The following is a 19,292-nucleotide window of genomic DNA, read 5'->3' as shown; positions in this document are numbered from 1 at the left end:
AAAATAAATGTATTCTATAAGTGACTTAAACGTTTTAATAAAAAAAAATAAAAATAAAAAGACTATCGTTTTTCCTGAGGGAACAGAAACAGAGATAGTTCAAGTGGCAAACAAAATTATAGAAGAAGAACTTGCAAATGTTATATTGCTTTACAACAATAAGAATGAAATACCTAGTACTTTAAATAGCAAAATAAAAACTTATATCGTTGGAGAAGTTGACAAGTCTATGGTTAATCTCTTAATGGAGATAAGAAAAGGAAAGATTACAGAAGAAGAAGCATTAAATTTAGTTACAAAAAGAAATTATTTTGGAGCATTACTTGTTAAGTTAGGAGAGGCTGATTGTATGGTTTGTGGTTTGAGTTACACTACTGCAGATACTTTAAGACCTACATTACAAATCATAAAAACTTCTGATAGTTATTCTATTGCTTCTTCAGTTCTTATTCTTTCAAAAGACGAAGAACAAATAATCTTTACTGATTGTGCACTAAATGTAGACCCTTCACCAAGACAGCTTGCTGAGATTTCTGTTATGGCCGCATACTTTGCTAAAGATATGAACGTTAAGGATGTCCAGGTATCCTTATTAAGTTACTCAACTAATTCATCTGGTAGTGGTCAAATGGTAGAGAAAGTAAAAGAGTCTGTCAATATATTAAATGAAAAAACCAATAATGATTTTATTTTTGATGGTGAAATGCAATTCGATTCCGCCTATGTAAAAAAGGTAAGAGATAAAAAATATCCAGGCTCAAAAATTACTAAAGAAAAACCCGATGTTATGGTTTTTCCAGACCTAAATTCTGGGAATATTGGTTATAAAATCGCACAAAGAATGGGAGGATACAAAGCATCCGGCCCCTTTATATTAGGTTTGAATAAGCCTGTAAATGATCTTTCAAGAGGAGCCACATTTCAGGATATATATGAAACATCCATAGTAACACTTTTTCAAGCCTTACAAAGAAATGGAGAAATTAATTAATGATTTTAATAGTAAATGCAGGAAGTAGTTCTATAAAGTTTAAGCTTTTTGATACTTCAAACTTAAATAATCCTATATCTATAGTAGAGGGGATAGCGGAAAGAATTAATGTTGATGGTAGGTTGATTATTAAAACAAAAACCGATAAGTTTGAATTCGATGATTCAATGAAAAATCACGACGATGCTGTTCAATCTATACTAGTAAGATTCAAAGGGTTAAACTTAATAAAAGATTTTGATGATATAAAGGGAATTGGTTTTAGAGTAGTTCATGGTGGAAATAAGATTTTAAGATCTGTTGAACTTACAGAAGAAAATAAAAAAATAATCGAGGAAAATATCAAACTAGCACCATTACATAACCCTGGGGCTCTCACAGCAATTACAGCTTTTGAAAAGAAACTGGGTAGGGCAAAACTTGTGGGTTGTTTTGATACCGCTTTCCATCAAACTATGCCAAGAGAAAACTATTTATATGCAACTCCTTATTCTTGATTTCAAGATTTCTCCCTAAGAAAATACGGTTTTCACGGAATTAGTTATCAATATATAACCGAAAAAATGTCCGAGGTATTAAAAAAAGATAAGGAAAATTTAAACTTAATTGTATGCCATTTAGGTAACGGTGCTAGCATGTGTTGTATTAAAGAGGGTAAATCTTTTGATACAACTATGGGTTTAACACCCCTAGCAGGTCTTATAATGGGAACAAGAACTGGTGACATTGATCCATCAATTTTACAATATATGGCTAAACAGTTGGACAAGAATGTTGAAGAGATAACTGACATACTAAACAAAAAGTCTGGTATATTAGGTCTTTCGGGAATATCTAGTGATATGAGAGACATAACGGAAGCCATTCTAAATGGAGACAAACAAGCCACAATGGCATTAGATTTATATACGCAAAAAATTGCTGATTTCATCATTAAGTATACAAATCAGTTAAACGGGAGTGTTGATGCAATTGTGTTTACAGCTGGGATTGGCGAGAATGCTGCAGATGTAAGAAGCGGAGTAATAGACAAAATTAACATCATACCGTTGGATATAGATGAAGATCAAAATCTAAAATCTTATGATGAACATTTAGAAATATCATCGGCTAAATCATTATACAAAATACTCAAAATGCGTACTGATGAAGAGTTAATGATTTGCAAGGAAACTTTAAAATTTTTATAAAATAAGAAACTCAGGTTGCTGAGTTTTTTCTTTTGTAAGGCTTGTAATTTTATTTGTTCATTCGTTAAAATATATATCTAGGTGTATAATTTTTATATTAGTTTAGTGAAATTAGCTTTCTTCAAGAATAATTTTTAGCAAAAGTAAAGGAGTACGTAAATGTGAAGATAAATAGAAATTTAGAGTTTTCAATAAAAATGGTTCTTTTAATTTTTATGATTGCGTTTTTGATACTTGATTTTTTATTTCAAATATATATTCCTAAAAAAAATGTATCAAGTTTACCGACAATAGAAAGATTGAATATATATTACTCTTTCTTTACTACTCAATCAAATTATTTAGTTGTTTTTTACTTAATTTTTGCATTGTGCTTAAAGGAAGCGTATAATAAAAAACCTCCATTCGGTATCGAACTTGCTATCACAGTATATATTACAACTACTATGTTTGTTTTTTGACTTGGTTTAGTCTCATCAAAAGATGAGTTTGGGTCTTATCAAAAAGCTAATTGAGTTTCAACAATTATCCTACACTTGATAATTCCTTCTATAATGATTTATTATTTCATGATATCTTCTGGTGACTATTATTATAGTTTCCGAGAACATGGTAAATTATCAATGTATGGGATAACTCTTTACCCATTAGGTTATCTTTGTTACGCCATGATTCGTGGAGAATATAGATTCAGGTTATACGGACCAAAATTCTTCTCGAATATATATACTTATAACAATGGTCACTGAGTTAGCAGTTGGGAAAAAATATTTGGAGATAAAGCAGGTTCAATTCAAAATGCCAATCCCTATACTTCTCAAATGTGATTTCCGTATTGGTTTATGAATTTGCATACTAACTATACTTTAAAAGATGTAAATGGTAATGTTTGATTCCCAACTAATAATATTTCCCAAACACACGCAATTCTGATTTTTGCTTTAGCTTGCTTTTGCATTAGTGCAATTGTTATCACTGCACAATTGTTCTATTTAAATTGAAATAACAAAAAGTTTTATCGTTGACATGATATAAATGAGAATCTTCTTTCAAAAGAAGAACACGATTATAGAATAAAAATCGAAAAGTTAAACAAGAAAAATATGATGTATTATTTAAAAATATTATTAATACATACAAATACTGAGTTGAGAAACTGAAAAACTTCTTTAAAAACTCTTAGTAAAACAGAGAGAAAAAAGAAGTTAGAGGAATATAAGAGCGAGCTTAAAAAAACACGAGTTAACGAAAGATTGCAAAAAAGCAAAACTCGATTAGAAGCGAAGCGGAATAAAGAAGCGTTGAATGATCTATTAAATACTCTTAGTACAATGGATAGGAGTTTCGTAAAACATAACTTAAGGGAAGCTAAGAGATTGCAAAGACTTGTGAAAAAAGGAGTCCTTATTTCAAACAATGATTACAAAAGGTATGAGCAAATTATTGAAAGTTTACAAAATAAAGACAATAAAAAAATGCCCTAGTTCAAGCTAAGGCATTTTTTTATTTGATTATCAAACTTTTATTCGATCTTCTGGAGATTTATACATCCCGTCACCAGGTTTTGTTTGGTACACTTCATGGAATTTGTCTATATTAACCAAAACTCCATTACATCTAAACTCTTCAGGAGAGTGAGGGTCGACAAGTAACCTAGTATTTTTCAGTTCATCAGTAGACTTTCTTCTTCAAATAAATGCAAAGCTTTCAAAAAAAGTTTTAAGGTCGTTTGGGCATTCTTCAAGACAAATGTCCAATGCAGCGGCTAAACCACTTAAGTCACCTATATTTTCACCTAAGGTTAAAGTACCATTGACATTTGAATCTTTAATTTTATAAGAATTATATTGTTCAACTAGTTTTTTAGTTAAGTTATTATATTGTTTATAATCTTCTTCTGATCATCAATTATTAAGGTTCCCATCTTTATCAAACTTACCACCTTCATCATCAAATCCATGACTTACTTCATGACCTATTACAGCACCGATCCCACCAAGATTTTTTGCTCTAGACTCGTTAATATCATAAAAAGGACTTTGAAGTATCGCTGCCGGGAAACAAATTTCATTTGAAGATGGACTATAGTAAGCGTTAACAGTTTGAGGGTACATATACCATTTTTCTTTATCCACTGGGTCATTAATTTCGTCAAGCTCTTTTTTTACAAAATGTTTTTTTATTGCTTGAATATTATCAATCAATGAATGACCCTCTTCATAAGTTTTAATTTCTACATCATCAAAATTCTCGAACTTATCAGGGTAACCAATTTTAATGGTGAAATTATTTAATTTCTCTAATGCTTTTTTCTTTGTAGTATCTGTCATTCAAGTTAAGTCCTGTATTCTTTTCGAGTACACTTTTATTAATTTTTTAACTATATCTAGAACATCGTTCTTTGCATCTTCTGAGAAATGTTTTTTCACATACTCTTTACCTAATAACTCCCCTAAACTATTATTTACAAACTCAACAGCTCTTTCTATTTCTGGACGTTTTTCTTTTACACCTGTGAATATTGTAGAGTATTGGAAGTTAATATCGTATAGCTCATCAGAAGTCAATGAAGAAAATCCTGCTATAACCTTGAAAGTTAAAATATCCTTTAAGTCTTCAACTGATAAAGTTGCCAGCAACTCATTTAGTTTTTTTAAGTAATTCGGTTCAGTAACAATTATTTTGCTTGCTTTATCGTAACCAGTTTCACTCAAATATTTACTTCAATCGATGAATGAACACACATTATTCAATTCATCAATTGTAAAAATGTTATATATATTTTCTGGTACTCTAAATTCTTCTCTACGTAACATACTTCTAGACACTTCATATTCAAAGTTATATATTAATTCAAAAAGGTTTTTAGTTTTAAAACTAATTTTTGATACCTTCAATAAATTATCTATATAGATTTTATAAGCTTCTTTGATATCCTTGTGTCTTGGATGTGTTGTTTCATAAAAATCTCGATCACTCATTCCCAAGTCCATTGAACCTATCATAAGTGCTCTTAAATTACTATTTTTGTAATCGGCATCAACGCTCTTTGAATGAAAGAAAGATAAACTATACTTGTCAAACATTTTAATCAAGAAATTGGTAAATTCTTCCTTACTTTTTAGGTTATCAATATCTTTAATAATATTTTCTATAGGTTTTAAACCTTCTTTATTTCTAAAATCTTTGTTTAAATAATTATTAAACAAATTAATTATTAGTTTTTGGTCTCGACTTGCTTTATCAGATTTATTTTTCATATCAAATATTAAATCTTTAATATCATCAATCGATTTTTTCCTCAATATTTCGAAACTTCCCCAAGAAGCATAACCTTCAGGTAAGTCATTCTCCTCTATTCATTTTTTATTAATATAATCATAGAAATTGTCTTGTGCTCTTAATTTATCGTTCATAATTTCTCCTTTACATATTAGTATTATAGTTGTTTTATTTTGAAAAAACTAGGCGTATCGTTTCCTACCAATGCATAATAACTTTTATTATAAACCCGTTAAAACACGTCACTAAATTAATGATAAACAACTAAATAATTCAAAATTATTAAATTAGCTTCGATTATTAAAGTGTGGGTTTTGAATAATGGCGCTCCCATTTATAGCAATCGTTAAGGGAGACTTTTAAAATCGCTATAGAATGATATATAATATTATGTGACATTAATATATACCCAAAATGGTATAATTAAAAGGAATGAGGTTCATATGGTACATTTAAGGGCTAGAAATTTACCATCAAAAGGAAGAGTAGTAGAATGACTTTTTACAGGAGAACACATAGCATTTGGGGACGATTTTGCCTTAATCAAATTAGATGAAGGTGGAGAAGTAAAGATCAAGTCCAATTATAATGGAATGATTGTTAAAACAATCAAACTGGGAAGCAGTGTTAAAAACGGGAGCATTCTTGCAAATATTGCCATTGGTGAAAAAGAAATTTCAAAATTTAAAAATAGACATTTTACAAAAGAAGGTTATGAAGAATCTGTTGTCGATGGAATTTATCTTCCAGAAAATATTGACGATTCAAAATTCCAATCTGCAAGTACACCCGCTGATGAGTTCTCAGGGGCTGTTTTGTATGACAAATATAATCAAGCTATCACACCATTTTCTAGTTCAGAAGATGATTTGATGGATTCTAAAGATAAATTTGAGAAACTTGAAAATAAAGAAAATCATCTAAAAGATAAATTTGCAGCAATTAGAGAGAATATAAAGAAGTCGGTAAAAAATGCACCACAAAACAAAACCCTAGGTGACCTTAGCAAAGAAGATTTATTAAAAATGCAAAATAGTGATCTCATTTCTAAAGATGGAGAAAATATCTTTGCCTCAGATGGCGCTGGACCTAGTAAGTTCAGACAGATGATTCAAGCTAGAAAAGAAAAACTTTTAGAAGAAAACAACTTCAAAGAAACAAAAGAGATTGATGAATCAGTAAATGCTATGACTAATGTAGATGAAAAAGGAAGACCGCTAATATTAAGAAACATTATAGCCTCAAGAGTGGAAAAACTAAATGAAGTAGGCGGTGATGTTAAAGCCTTTAATGAACAACAACAAAAGCTTAGCAACATTAACAAAACAATCTCTCAAGAGGAGGAAAGTGCAGTGTCTCAAACATCGACTCAGTCTAATGATGAATTTGATAATGAACCAATAGATATAAATGATGTTTCAACACATCATGGTTTTGTTATGCCTAAAAAAAATCCTTCTCAATTAGTAAATGAAATTGAAGCTAAGAAAAACAAAAGTTACGCTGAGTCTAGAATGACTAGTTTATATGATATAAACAAGCGTTGGAATTTAATAAAAGAACGTGATGAAAGAAATATAATTGATGATAGAAGAAGAGCGGTTGAGCAAGGAATATTTCAAAACGACAATCCTTTTTATGAAGCTTTGCGAGGCGGCAAAATCCCCAATGAGTTTTTTGCAAATGTACCATACCAAAATGGTAGAACCGGAGAGACAAGTTATATACCATATAATAAAACTCCAAAAGGAAAAAAAGAGTTTGAGGCATGGTTACGCGCTTCAAATTTATACACAGCGTATAAAGAAGGAGAAATCGAGTCAGAAGATAGAGACCTTAAAAAGGAGCAAGAGTTGGTATCAAATAAACAAAAAAAATATAAGCATGAAACTAATGAACTTGATATGCGTAGCGAAAAACCTTTAAACGATACAAAAACATATAATCTAGAAGAAGATTTTGATTCGGAAAGCGATGACTTTGAAGAACTTTATCGTGAGTTTAAAGCTAAAAAAAGAAGAAGAGAGCAATTAGAAAAAACTAAAACTACAAAAAACGAGTATCAACAACTTTTAAAAGAGTTATTGAAACAAGGTGGAGATTTCAAAAATTTGTCTGGTGAGTCAGAAGCAGAAAATACAATAAACTTCTTGAAAAAACAAGTAAACGAATTACAAAATACTTTAATCCAACAAAATCAACTAGCAGCAGCAACACAAAAACTAAATAATGGCATCCATTTAGGGGGCGGGAGTGACACCTTCTCTCAACTTATGCAATATATGATTATGCAGAATCTTATGCAGAATATGAATACTGGTGGTCCAAAAACAAGTATTAATCAAATCAAAGAGCTAATAAAGTCAGAGATTAAAGAGTTCACAAAACAAATAAAAAACTCAGATGAGAAAGATTTGGATTATATTGATAAACAAAGAAAAAATTACGGTGATATGAAAACTGTGAACTTTGAGAGTTCTAAACCAGAAAATAATTTAGGTCATCTTCACTACGAAGGTACCGATATCAACAAGGTTGTTCACAGAAAGAAAGTTAATGAGAATAGAAACGCGGCTGTTAAGTCGATGATACTTAGTCAAAGTTATATTCCACCTTTAACTATCTCAACGGAAATAGATATGTCTTCTATATTAAAACTTAAACATATGTTAAAACAAACACAAAATCACATTAAGTTTCCTACAATAGCTTTTATTGCTAAAGCAATATCTATAGCATTAGAGGAACATCCAAAACTTAACTCAAGTTATGACCCTGAAAGTAATGAAATACTGATAAAAAAATATCATAATATAGGATTGGCAACTGAAACAAGTGAAGGCTTAATAATACCTGTTCTTAAGTTTGTAGAAAAACTATCAGTAAAGGAAGTTGCTATTGACATCAAAGAAATGACACAAAGACTAAGATCTGGTGAACTTTACAATTATGAGACCGAAGGAAGCACAATCACAGTTGCTAACTATGGTAATATTGGTGCAATTCAAGCAACTCCAACTATATTTTATCCAAATGCCGCTGTCATTGGTGTCGGTAAGGTTGTTAAAAAGCCAGTTGTAATAGACAATGAAAAGTTGGCTATAAAAGCAATCATGAATACTACCCTAACTGTTGATCAAAGAATAATTGATGCAGCAGAAGCAGGGAGATTTTTATCCAAGTTAAAAGAAATATTAGAAAAGCCAGAAATACTAACAGTTTCATAGAGACTGTTTTTTATTTTTTTAGGCACTAAAAATTCTCAAAATATTTTAAAAAATCAAAATTTTAAGTATAATTATAAAGTTGAAAAACACAAACGGCGTATATGGCGAAGTGGTTAACGCACCGGGTTGTGGTCCCGGCATTCGAGGGTTCAATTCCCTTTATACGCCCCATTAAATAGAAAAACGAAAAGCTTTAAGGAGCTTTTTTTATTTTGCTCTTTATAATTTATAAGCTGAATATTTTCTTGTTTTTATACGAGTATATTAATGGGGGTGATAACATCAATTATGAAATAAAGGATGAAATTACTATTGAAGAAAAGACGGTTCTAAAAAATAGTATTTCTGTTGTAACTGCTGCCGAAAGTAAAGTTAGCTTAGATGTTTGCTTTATAAATGAGTCATTTTATAAAGGTGATAAAAGGTATTTTAAACTTTTTGTTAGATTAAACTTGGTGTATGAAAACAACAAAGATTTTTTTGAAAAGAATAGTAAAAATGAGTATTGAAGGGTATCTATAGATGATGCCGAAATAAAATTATACGTTAGAAGTGAAAAGGGTTTAGTCCCACTTTGAACAGATCCTAAAGATAATATAATTATAAGATTCGGAAGTATTTCAAGGGGTGACGAAAAACCTAATTACAGTGTTTACGAATTTACCGAGGTCTTGATAGATTATGAAAAGTTAGGGTGAACATTGTTAAATCAAATAGCCTTTAGTCTGCATTATTTTGTTACAACAGATGTGCCATTAGTTGGTGATGTTAAAGGAAATATTTTTATAGATAGGCATCCTGTCATTGAACATAAAAGTTTTAAAGAATCATCAATGCTTATAGAACACAACTTCATATCTGCATATATAAATATGGACTATGAAAATGAAAAAAGATCACACTATATCAATTTATTGCGAAGGGAAATGAACATAACTAATTCTAAAAATAATATAAATATAATCAACACGAAGTTGGATTTTAAAAATAGTTATATAAAAGAGGATGATACTGAAAATAGTTCACTTGGTGTTTTAGTTAATAGACTAATGGATGGTTATGTTAATAGTTTTGCAACTTTCTCAAAAGTTAAAAGTACATCTTATCTAAAAGGCAATGACAACCTAGATAACTATTATTCTATAAAGAGAAAAGAAGACAAAGTTAATTTCGAGGGGGATTCTTTTTCAATAGAAACTATTGATAAGACTAAATTAGATATCAAAACAAACAAAGTTATACTTGATGAAAGCGGTCACGAAGGCATTATATTAAATCCTCTATATAAAGGACCGTTATTTTATATTTGGTTTATAAACTTCAATGATTTAGAAATAGCTGTGAGCAATAATTTGAAAAATGATTCTTATTTTATTGATACTTTTAAAATAGTTAAAGAGTTAGATGCCGATTTGAAATTCAGTTACATGTTGAATTATACCCTAGACCAGATATTACAAGTGGATTTATTGGATATAGATAAAGGGGTGAAATTTATAAATGAAAACGAAAAGCAAATTTTTTAAAATATTTTTACCAACTTTTATTGTAGTTGCTGTAATTATTACGTCCTCGCTTATAATTTGAAAATTCATTAAAACAAGTAGCGTTGATATTGTAAATGATAATACCGAAGTACCCATAGACGGAAAAGATACGGAAGCAGAAAAGCTAGATTTTGTGAATACCAACCATAATATAGATTTCAAAGAGAATCAAAAAATGTATATGTTGGATTTTGATTTTGAACAAACTTATTTTGTATTGACCTTGTTTAAGTATTATTTTATGTTAGAGTTTCAAAAACTTGGACCTACTAACGAAAATATATCTCTAGTTTTCAGTATTGATTCACCAAATAAAACCCGAAGCATCAAAGCTACTTATCAGGGTGCAACTAAAATATATGATTGAAATTATACTATTATAAATATATAATTATAAAGGTGATAAAATGAATTATTTTGAAGAAATAAAAAAAGCACTTGTTGAAAAAGGTGCTAAAGGGTCTATAACTAAAGAAAGTGAATTTAAGTCAATGGGTTTGGATTCCTTAGACCTTATGGATATGGTTATAATTTTAGAAGATAAATTAAATATAACATTATCAGACGATCAATTATTAAATATGAAAACCGTAGGGGATTTATTGAATACAGTAGAGGCATTGGTAAAATAAAATGAACACAAAGCTTTATGAAGAATATGTTAATATTTTCAAAGAAAAAAAAATTAAATTAACTGCTCTTCGTTTGGCAGTTCTTGAATGTGTTGCAACAAGTAAGCATTTTACAATTAACGAACTTGTAAGTGATGTTGAAAATAAAATGGGATCAGTTAATGTGATGTCTATTTATAATAACGTTGATTTACTTCTTGAAATGCATTTACTTTTTGCAAATACTATCAACGGGAAACAAATTATTTATGAAGCAGTTGCTCCACAACTTATACATGTAAAGTGCCATGAGTGCGGTAGTTTCGAACATATTGAAAGTTCTTCATTAACTAATGATTTGTTTTCACAGTTTAGTTTAATAGCTTCATCTATTGATATGAAACTCGATCATTTCAAACTAGAAATGCACGGCACTTGTAAAAATTGTAGTAAGAATTAAAAAATCGTCTTCAATCTTTTTAATTTAATGTATAATAAAAAGGTTGAAAAATAGGGGTATAGTTCAGTTGGTAGAACATCGGACTTCAAATCCGAGTGTCGTGGGTTCAAGTCCTGCTACCCCTGCCAATATAGAATACAACCTTCAACTGAAGGTTTTTTTATTAGGGGTATAGTTCAGTTGGTAGAACATCGGACTCCAAATCCGAGTGTCGTGGGTTCAAGTCCTGCTACCCCTGCCAATATAGAAAATCAGTAATTAGTAAAGTAACTTACTAAAAAAGACTTATTTAAGTTATTGATCGGATATAAATTTAGTTTAAAATTTAATTTGTTTAACTTTAAAAAAATATTAAAAAGCAAAAGCATATAAAAAACACTCGTGGTTAACTACCGTACTGAGTGTTTTTTTGTATATTATTTGAATAATAGCCTTATTTTTTAAATAATTTTTCGTCATAAGCGACGAAACCAATAGTATCTACACCAGCATGGCAAGCATAAATTGGGGGCACTATGTCTGTGTCAAATTCGATTTTATTTTCACTCATGACATTTTTTATCTGAGTTATTATTTTATTTGAGGTTTCTTGTGTGTGTAAAAAGGTTATTTTTAAATGATTGCCCAAAGTTTTTTTAAAATATTGAGCAACCTTTTCTAATACTGATGCTACTGTTCTACCCATAGCTATTTTTTTCGGTTTACCACATCAGTGAATAGCAACTTTTGTTTTAAACATCTTCATCAAGGCAAGTAGCACAGCCTTACCACGACCACTTTTTGCTAGTTTCGAAAGATCACCAGGTACAATTACTACTAAAGTTTTTTTCTCTCATAATCTTAATTCTTTTTCAAACAAAGTTATATCTGTGACATTGTTATTTATCATATCATTGAACTTAAAAACTAATGATTTGATTACGTTTGCTGCTAATCCATGATCTCAAACAGACACTTTACCCTTGTATTCGGGAGCATTAGCCACCCCATATGCTGTTGCGTGCATACTTGAAAGGTTAGGTGTTATTGTTATATGTATTATATGGTCATACTTTCCTAACATTTCATCATATTTCACCATCAATTCTCCTGGAGAAGCTTGGCTTGTAGATATTTTTTCGTTATTTTTTATTGCATCAAACACTTTGTGTTTCTCAACATTTTCTGGTGTATCTATAAAATCTTCTTCATCTTGTTTGATAATGTGTAGATTTATTAAATCAATGTTTGTACCAACAAGATCTTGCGTTAAGATACCTGACGAAGAGTCCACCAATATTCCTATTTTCATACGATCCCTCTTTTTCTATCTCTTATTATTATAAACTATTTCTTTCATACAGCTAAGGCAAATGTTTCTCTACCTGTATGGCAAGTTATTGTGTTTGGCATCTCTTGTGTCACATTAATTTCAAAACCTTTTTCTTCTATAGATTTTTTTACAAGAGTTATTGTTTCATCTTCTGATCTTGAATATGCAATATCCAAGATTTTATCTCCATCTTTGCATTTCTTTTCCAACAATTCTAAAGACTGTTCAATGGCTTTCTTAAAAGTTCTAGTCTTTCCTTCTTTGTCAATTGTTCCGTCATATTTTAGAATCGGTGTTATTTTCAAAATTTTAGCTAAACTAGCTGCACTCTTGCTAATTCTTCCACCTCTTACAAGTTGTTTTAAAGATTTTGGTATTATAAAACAAGTAAAATCTTGGTTTGATTCTTCAATAAGTCTAGTTATTTCTTCTCCTGTTTTTCCTTGTTTTATATACTCAAGCGTTTCTGAGACTTGTTTTTTTAGTAATATTGCTACACCATTAGTATCCACAACGAACACTTTACCTTTGTAAGGCTCATCTTGAGCCATCATGTAACAAGTATTAAATTGACCTGATAATCCTTTTGATATCAATAAACAAATCACTTGGTCGTAAGACTCTAAAAGTTCATCTCATTTTTTCATCATCTCTCCAGGAATTGATTGTGAAGTTTTTAATAACTCAGAATCAAATAGTTGATAAAAGTCATCAAAAGATAAATTTTCATCATCTGCAACTTGTTCCCCGTTTTCTTTTGTTATCATTAGTGGAACAAGATAAAGATCTTTGTAATCTTGAGTATTTTTGATTCCTGAAGCAGAATCAATTATTAATGCTATTTTCATATAATTTCTCCCTTTTATTTTTAAAATTGCTTATTTAAAGCAATGACCCATTAAGGGTGCAAGATATTTGCTTAGACACTTTTTGGAAGCATTTACGCGCTTAGTTATGTAAAAGACATTATTTATTATATAATTGTTTTGAAGATAATCCAAGGGTTATAGGAGAGTAAAAATGAAATGATTTATTAGATATTGCGATGCTTTCGACGTTTTATTGGTAACTATAGAAAACAAAAAAATCGATTTTTTAAAAGTTAAAAATAATTTAGTAATTTTATACTCAAATAATGAAATTGTTGGATTTAATATTTTTAATCCAAATATTGATAAAACAAAAAATAATTTTTTACAAAATGAAAACTATGAAAGTTATGTAAAGAAAGAAGTTTCTGGATATTTCAAGGAAGTTAATTTTCATAAGCAATTTGTTATTACCAAAGTCACAAAATGTGAAAAAATTGAAGGGACTCACTTGTCTCTATGTGAAGTAATACTTGATGGACAGTCAATCCAAATAGTTTGTGGTGCTAAAAATGTAAGAAAAGACTTAGTCACAGTTTTAGCGACCGAAGGGTCATGGATGCCAAATGGTATAAGGATAGGTCATGGTAAATTAAAAGGTTATGACTCATTTGGTATGCTTTGCTCTGCAAAAGAATTGAATATTGATAGCGACCCAAACGCAAGCGGAATCATAGAATTAAATCTTCCAGACAGTTATATTGGTCAAAAGTTTGAAGGTGTTTTTGGTGAAAAATAAATTTAATATAGACCTAAGAATTTTTGAAGATTATTATATCGCTGACTATTTCAAAAAAACTAAGTTGATTTTAAAGAAGTATAAACCCGACCAAACTGTTTCAATGCAGTGATTTCAAAGACGAAATGATGTAGTCTTATGCGGAATCGAAATTATAAAAGAAATATTAAGATTAAGTGGTCATAAAGATTTAGTTGTTGAAGGACTTTCAGATGGCGATATAGTAAATGCTAATGAACCCGTTCTAAAAATTACGGGGAATTACGAGAAGTTTGCTATTTACGAAGGATTATTTGACGGCATTTTGTCAAGATGTACTACAATAGCAACAAATGCACGCAATCTTACTAAAGTATCGAACGGTAAAAAAATACTTAATATGAACGATCGTATGGATTACTATTCTAATCAACAAGTTGATGGTTATTCGTCCTTCGTTGGTGGCATCAAATCCTTGGTCTCTCCAGCAAGCTTTGAATACTTGCAAATAGAATATAACTTAAGTGGTACTATGCCGCATGCCCTTATCGCTGCTTTTGACGGTGATATAATTGAAGCTACCAAGGCTTATAAGGAGATGTTTCCAAATAATAATTTAGTAGCCCTAGTTGATTATAATAATGATTGTATAAATGATAGTTTAGCTGTCGCTAAAGAGTTTGGCAATAGTTTGTACGCTGTACGTCTTGATACTTCGCAATCACTTGTTGATGAGTCTTTAAAAGATCTAGTAGAAAAAGATAATGAATTACATGGTGTTAACCCCACTTTGGTCAAATTATTGAGACAGAAGTTAGATCTTGAAGGATTTGGTCATGTAAAGATAATAGTTTCATCAGGTTTTGATGAGAAGAAAATTAAATACTTTGAAGATTTAAAAACACCAGTTGATATTTACGGAGTTGGTGAAGCTATCACGAAAAATAAAATTTATTTTACAGGAGATATTGTTAAAATAAATAATAAGAATCAGGCTAAATTCGGAAGGCAAAATATGGAATCAAGCAGAATAAAAAGTATAAAATATTATTAGTAAGAGCAAAAGGGGGTCAATTATGGGGTTATTTAGTAAAAGAAAAAAACCAAACAAAAGTGAGTATGCAAACCAAGAAGAGTCACGCGTACCCAATCATTGGTCATTTAATGACGACCCATTATTGAACATCGAACCGGAGTTCTCTGATAGTGTGAAACCAAAAGAAAAGGAAAATGACTTTAGTGTAAGCGAGGTAAATGACAACAAGGATGCCTCTACTAAACTTGATGAAATTAAGAAAAGAATTTCAATTAATAAACCCTTAAATAATAGCCCACTAGGGAGCATAATAAGTGGTGCTAGAAAAAAAACAAATGACTTACAAAAAGAGGTAATTGAAAAAGACCCTGTAATAGCAAAATTACAAAAGATTGAAGAGTTAAAGAGAACTGGTGGTGTTGATGCCAACCTTTATACGGACTTATCAAAATCAGATAGCACAAAAACATACGCCAAAAGAGCGCAAGAGTTTCATGAAAAAAACTTCACAAAGCACATACAAGAAAATGAGATTCAAAGAAAAATGCGATTGTTTAAAGAAGCTGAAGAAAAAAGAAAAGCTGGTATCAAAGAAAATAAAACTATTTGAAAAACGAATGAATTATTTAAAAAATCAGAAAGTAAAAGAGAAGAACTCCTTAAAAGTGCAAAACCTAAATCAAAAACAATTTTGAATCTAGAAGAAAAAATCAAGAAAGAACTTGAAAACTTTAAAGAAATAAATATACATATTGCAGAAAACAATGTCGAAAATTTAATAGCAGAGATAGAAAATAAGACATTCAAAACCAATAAAGAGAGGGAATCTTATTTATCAGATAAATTAAAAGATATTGAATCTTTGGTTGCAGATTTAAAAAAAGAAAAAGGCACAAAGAAAATTGACATTAGTAAAAATATTTTGGTCAGGGGAGCTGAAAAAACAAAAAAAACTTCTCAAGCAGGTGCTAAAAAAATAATTATTAAAAAATAAACCATCAAGGTAAAAGTAAGGGTGACAAAAATGAAAAAAAAGGATAAGTTGTTGGAATATATTTTCGGTGTTACAAACGAAGATACTGTAACCGAGGATTTTGTAGATGAGTTTGCAAAAGAATTAGAAGCAAAAGCTCTTTTGGATTCTAAAAAAAGAGTGGAAGAACTAAAGAAATCTGATGAACTTGTAAAGTCTAAGGTTCAAGGAGACATTATTATTCCTAAAAGAATATCGACAGACCAAGCGCCCGAGCTGAACGAACAAGTATTTAAACCTAGAAAAGAAAAAAATATGCCTTTCTCGGATGAAGAAATCAAAGAGATTGAAAAAACTATATCTGACATAAGATACGAAATAAGACAAAAAGATAAGTTTGTTCAAAAAGAAGAGAAAAAACTAATTAAAGAAGGTTATAAATTAACTAAACTTGTGACTAAGACTTCTAAAAAATTAAACAATATGCTGGAAAAAGGTTCATTTAGTAACTCCGATATAGAAAAAACATTAGAATTAAAAGAAAATTATGTCTCTAAATTAAAAGAAATCCACGATAATATTAAAACCGTTGCTTCAAAGTATACCCCAGAAATGTCATTACAAGAAAGAAGAAAACAAATATACAATGATGCATATAATGCTGAAACAGAACGTGCTCAGAAAATAATAAACTGGAGAGAAAATGTGAAGCTTGGAAAAAGCGAATTTAATTGAGGTAATCATGTTGATGACTCTGATAAGGTTATGCCTGATAAAAACGCCAGTTTAGAAGAAAGAAAAAGACAGGCTAACTGAGAAGAAGAAGTAAAAAAATTTAAGAGCGATATAGAAGATTAACAACGATATAACTTATTTAAAAAGTTTATTGTTGTTTTTCATTTCTAAACGTTACACACTATATTATATTGTATAATGAGATTGATTTATTAGGGAGATTTAGGATATGACATTAACACTATTATTAGCAAGCGATACACTAGACGGAACAAAAACTATTTTAATTATAGTTCTACTAGTTTTTGCTATCTTTTTAACTTTGTATACAATCGTTACTATGAGAAGGGTCGGGGTAGCAGCAAAAAAAGTTGACTATTTCTTCGAAGATCTTACTTACAAATCAGAAATGTTGAATGCAACAGTAGATACAATTGCTCGTGTAACTAATTATGTTGATATATTCGATGCGTTCGCTAAAAGAAATGTAAAGTCTTGAGTTAAAGTGGCAACTAAAAACAAAGATATCGTTTATAAAATGGTAGATAAGCTTAGAGATTTTGCCAACTCTAAGGATTAATTGGGGGTTACTATGTTTAAATTAATAAAGCTTACAGGCTGATTTTTTTTAGGAATGATGTTAGCGCCCAAAAGGGGTGTTGAAATTAGAGCTGATTTTGTAAACTACTTAAAAAAATATCGACCTCAAATTAAAAAGTTCATAGCAACAATTGAAGAAGCTTGAGAACAATCACAAGGTAATGAGAGTGACGAAGTTATCGCTAACATAGAGTTGAAATTAGATCAAGTTAAACAAGCAAGTGACGAATTAGACGCTGCCGAAACAAAAGAACTTGCTTATAAAGCTTTAAGAAAAATTGGTTTAGTATCTTTAAAAATTGGTCAAGAAGTTTCGAAGTCACAAAATGTTAAGCTAATTGCAAAGGATTTGGCAGTTATAAGTGTCAATGTCCTTGATAAAGCAAGTGATGTATACTCACAAGTGAAAGATGTATCCTCAAGTATGAGTGAAGACGTTTTTGAACTTGATGATTCACAGAAAAACAAAATAGTAAGTGAGGACAAATAATATGAAATTCATATTAGATGAGTTAGAAACTAGAAAAATGTTAAAACAATCAACGAATCCAGAAAAGATTAAAACAGCCCAACTGTCAGGCGCTGGTGTTTATTGTGGTTTTGACCCAACGGCCGATTCATTACACATTGGTCACCTGATTCAAATATTGAACTTAAAAAGATTCAAAGATTTTGGTTTCACTCCGTTAGCTATTATTGGTGGGGGAACCGGAATGATTGGGGACCCAAGCTTCAAAAATAGCGAACGAAATCTTTTGGAACTAGAAGAAGTTAAGAAAAATAGCTTAATGATAAAAAAGCAGTTGGAAACATTCATACCTGAGATAAAAGTGATTGATAATTATGATTGATTATCGAAGTTATCGCTAATAGATTTTTTAAGAGATATTGGAAAAGATTTTAACCTAGCTTATCTTTTGGCTAAAGAAAATATCTCTTCAAGAATCGAAAAAGGTTTAAGTATTACCGAATTCTCATATACGATGTTACAAGGATATGATTTTTACAATTTGTATCAAAATGAAACATGTTGAGTTCAAATCGGTGGTTCTGACCAATGAGGTAACATTACTAGCGGTATTGACTATATAGCATCAAAAATCGGTAAAGAGAACTCAAAAGCTTGTGGAATTACTATGAACCTTTTAACAAAAAAAGATGGTGTCAAGTTCGGTAAAACCGAATCTGGAGCTATTTGATTAGACCCGAATAAAACTAGTGAATATGAGTTTTATCAATTTTTTATAAATCAGGATGATGATGATTGTGCAACATTATTAAACTATTTAACAATTTTATCAACAGAAACAATAAATACTATCATGAACGACCATAATAAAGAACCTCATAAAAGATTAGCACAAAAAAAACTAGCAGAAGAAGTTACTTTACTAGTGCACGGTGAAAAAGGTTTAGAAAAAGCTTTAAAAATAACTGAAACATTATTTAAAGGTGATATAAATAAATTGGGTGATAGTGAATTGCGACAGCTTTCTAGATCGCTGCCATTCAAAGAAATAAATAAAGGTCTTAACATCATTGATTTTTTAGTTGAAAGTCAAATAGCAACATCAAAACGTGAAGCTAGAGAGCTTATTTCTAATAATGCCATAACTATAGGAACAATTAATAATTTTAAAGAAAGCGATGTAATTGATGATTCACATGTTTTAATTGATAACTTTATCTTTGTTAAAAAAGGTAAACGACGTTATTTCAGCATCAAGTTACATTAATGAGG

18 protein-coding genes and 3 tRNA genes are annotated in these 19,292 nt (G+C 30.0%); 18 read left to right on the top strand and 3 right to left on the bottom strand.

The genetic code is table 4. The features are described 5' to 3' along the window. Positions 1-7: 7 nt before the first annotated feature. The 3 genes from pta to ACI2WZ_RS04540 all read left to right on the top strand — a co-directional run bounded on the left by pta (position 8) and on the right by ACI2WZ_RS04540 (position 3,665). The gene (gene pta, locus ACI2WZ_RS04550; RefSeq protein WP_500244794.1) at positions 8-991 is read left to right on the top strand and encodes a phosphate acetyltransferase; all 984 of its coding nucleotides are present in this window, start codon (positions 8-10) and stop codon (positions 989-991) included. After that, positions 991-2,181 (top strand): acetate kinase, encoded by a 1,191-nt coding sequence (locus ACI2WZ_RS04545; RefSeq protein WP_500244793.1) that lies wholly within the window; start codon positions 991-993, stop codon positions 2,179-2,181. The genes pta and ACI2WZ_RS04545 overlap by 1 nt, the downstream gene beginning before the upstream one ends. 161 nt (positions 2,182-2,342) lie before the next feature. Then, on the top strand, positions 2,343-3,665 hold the full coding sequence (locus ACI2WZ_RS04540; protein WP_500244792.1) for a Pr6Pr family membrane protein: 1,323 nt from the start codon (positions 2,343-2,345) through the stop codon (positions 3,663-3,665). Positions 3,666-3,692: 27 nt separating this feature from the next. On the opposite strand, the gene ACI2WZ_RS04535 is transcribed toward ACI2WZ_RS04540, so the two are convergent. Beyond that, entirely contained in the window at positions 3,693-5,597 is a 1,905-nt protein-coding gene (locus tag ACI2WZ_RS04535; RefSeq protein ID WP_500244791.1) for a M13 family metallopeptidase, read from the bottom strand. A 309-nt stretch (positions 5,598-5,906) separates the two neighbouring features. Between ACI2WZ_RS04535 and ACI2WZ_RS04530 the strand changes: the two genes are divergently transcribed. The 8 genes from ACI2WZ_RS04530 to ACI2WZ_RS04495 all read left to right on the top strand — a co-directional run bounded on the left by ACI2WZ_RS04530 (position 5,907) and on the right by ACI2WZ_RS04495 (position 11,549). Then, positions 5,907-8,690 (top strand): 2-oxo acid dehydrogenase subunit E2, encoded by a 2,784-nt coding sequence (locus ACI2WZ_RS04530; protein ID WP_500244790.1) that lies wholly within the window; start codon positions 5,907-5,909, stop codon positions 8,688-8,690. A gap of 95 nt (positions 8,691-8,785) precedes the next feature. Next, positions 8,786-8,861 (top strand) — tRNA-His (locus ACI2WZ_RS04525). Positions 8,862-8,902: 41 nt separating this feature from the next. Beyond that, positions 8,903-10,216, top strand: coding sequence for a hypothetical protein (locus ACI2WZ_RS04520; protein ID WP_500244789.1), 1,314 nt, complete (start codon positions 8,903-8,905; stop codon positions 10,214-10,216). Beyond that, on the top strand, positions 10,191-10,628 hold the full coding sequence (locus tag ACI2WZ_RS04515) for a hypothetical protein (RefSeq protein ID WP_500244788.1): 438 nt from the start codon (positions 10,191-10,193) through the stop codon (positions 10,626-10,628). Before ACI2WZ_RS04520 ends, ACI2WZ_RS04515 begins: the two co-directional genes overlap by 26 nt. A gap of 16 nt (positions 10,629-10,644) precedes the next feature. Next, positions 10,645-10,869: an acyl carrier protein gene (locus ACI2WZ_RS04510; protein ID WP_023790092.1), complete on the top strand. Its 225-nt coding sequence runs from the start codon at positions 10,645-10,647 to the stop codon at positions 10,867-10,869. 1 nt (position 10,870) lies between these two features. Continuing rightward, positions 10,871-11,308 (top strand): Fur family transcriptional regulator, encoded by a 438-nt coding sequence (locus ACI2WZ_RS04505; RefSeq protein WP_023790090.1) that lies wholly within the window; start codon positions 10,871-10,873, stop codon positions 11,306-11,308. 52 nt (positions 11,309-11,360) lie between these two features. Next, positions 11,361-11,436, top strand: a tRNA-Trp gene (locus tag ACI2WZ_RS04500). Positions 11,437-11,473: 37 nt separating this feature from the next. Beyond that, positions 11,474-11,549, top strand: a tRNA-Trp gene (locus tag ACI2WZ_RS04495). Positions 11,550-11,741: 192 nt separating this feature from the next. Here the strand turns inward: ACI2WZ_RS04495 and ACI2WZ_RS04490 are convergent. Both ACI2WZ_RS04490 and ACI2WZ_RS04485 read right to left on the bottom strand, forming a co-directional pair. Beyond that, entirely contained in the window at positions 11,742-12,599 is an 858-nt protein-coding gene (locus tag ACI2WZ_RS04490) for a DegV family protein (protein WP_023790088.1), read from the bottom strand. Between the two features lie 35 nt (positions 12,600-12,634). After that, complete coding sequence (locus ACI2WZ_RS04485) at positions 12,635-13,468, bottom strand: DegV family protein (RefSeq protein WP_500244787.1); 834 nt, start codon at positions 13,466-13,468, stop codon at positions 12,635-12,637. Positions 13,469-13,640: 172 nt separating this feature from the next. On the opposite strand from ACI2WZ_RS04485, the gene ytpR reads away from it, so the two are divergent. The 7 genes from ytpR (at position 13,641) to tyrS (ending at position 19,287) form a co-directional block, all read left to right on the top strand. Continuing rightward, positions 13,641-14,228: a YtpR family tRNA-binding protein gene (gene ytpR / locus ACI2WZ_RS04480; RefSeq protein WP_500244786.1), complete on the top strand. Its 588-nt coding sequence runs from the start codon at positions 13,641-13,643 to the stop codon at positions 14,226-14,228. Continuing rightward, the gene (locus tag ACI2WZ_RS04475) at positions 14,218-15,261 is read left to right on the top strand and encodes a nicotinate phosphoribosyltransferase (protein ID WP_500244785.1); all 1,044 of its coding nucleotides are present in this window, start codon (positions 14,218-14,220) and stop codon (positions 15,259-15,261) included. Before ytpR ends, ACI2WZ_RS04475 begins: the two co-directional genes overlap by 11 nt. A gap of 22 nt (positions 15,262-15,283) precedes the next feature. After that, on the top strand, positions 15,284-16,237 hold the full coding sequence (locus ACI2WZ_RS04470; RefSeq protein ID WP_500244784.1) for a hypothetical protein: 954 nt from the start codon (positions 15,284-15,286) through the stop codon (positions 16,235-16,237). A 30-nt stretch (positions 16,238-16,267) separates the two neighbouring features. Next, positions 16,268-17,074, top strand: coding sequence for a hypothetical protein (locus ACI2WZ_RS04465; protein WP_500244783.1), 807 nt, complete (start codon positions 16,268-16,270; stop codon positions 17,072-17,074). A gap of 106 nt (positions 17,075-17,180) precedes the next feature. Further along, positions 17,181-17,531 carry a hypothetical protein gene (locus ACI2WZ_RS04460; RefSeq protein ID WP_023790076.1) on the top strand — a complete coding sequence of 117 codons (351 nt, stop codon included), beginning with the start codon at positions 17,181-17,183 and terminating at the stop codon, positions 17,529-17,531. A gap of 12 nt (positions 17,532-17,543) precedes the next feature. Next, entirely contained in the window at positions 17,544-18,041 is a 498-nt protein-coding gene (locus ACI2WZ_RS04455) for a hypothetical protein (protein ID WP_023790074.1), read from the top strand. 1 nt (position 18,042) lies between these two features. Next, positions 18,043-19,287 (top strand): tyrosine--tRNA ligase, encoded by a 1,245-nt coding sequence (tyrS, locus tag ACI2WZ_RS04450; protein WP_500244782.1) that lies wholly within the window; start codon positions 18,043-18,045, stop codon positions 19,285-19,287. Positions 19,288-19,292 lie beyond the last annotated feature (5 nt).

This window comes from Spiroplasma endosymbiont of Megachile willughbiella (assembly GCF_964273395.1).
Lineage (GTDB): Bacteria > Bacillota_I > Bacilli_A > Mycoplasmatales > Mycoplasmataceae > Spiroplasma_A > Spiroplasma_A apis.
Note: the sequence above shows the minus strand (reverse complement) of the source record. Positions and strands in the feature narration are given on the sequence as shown.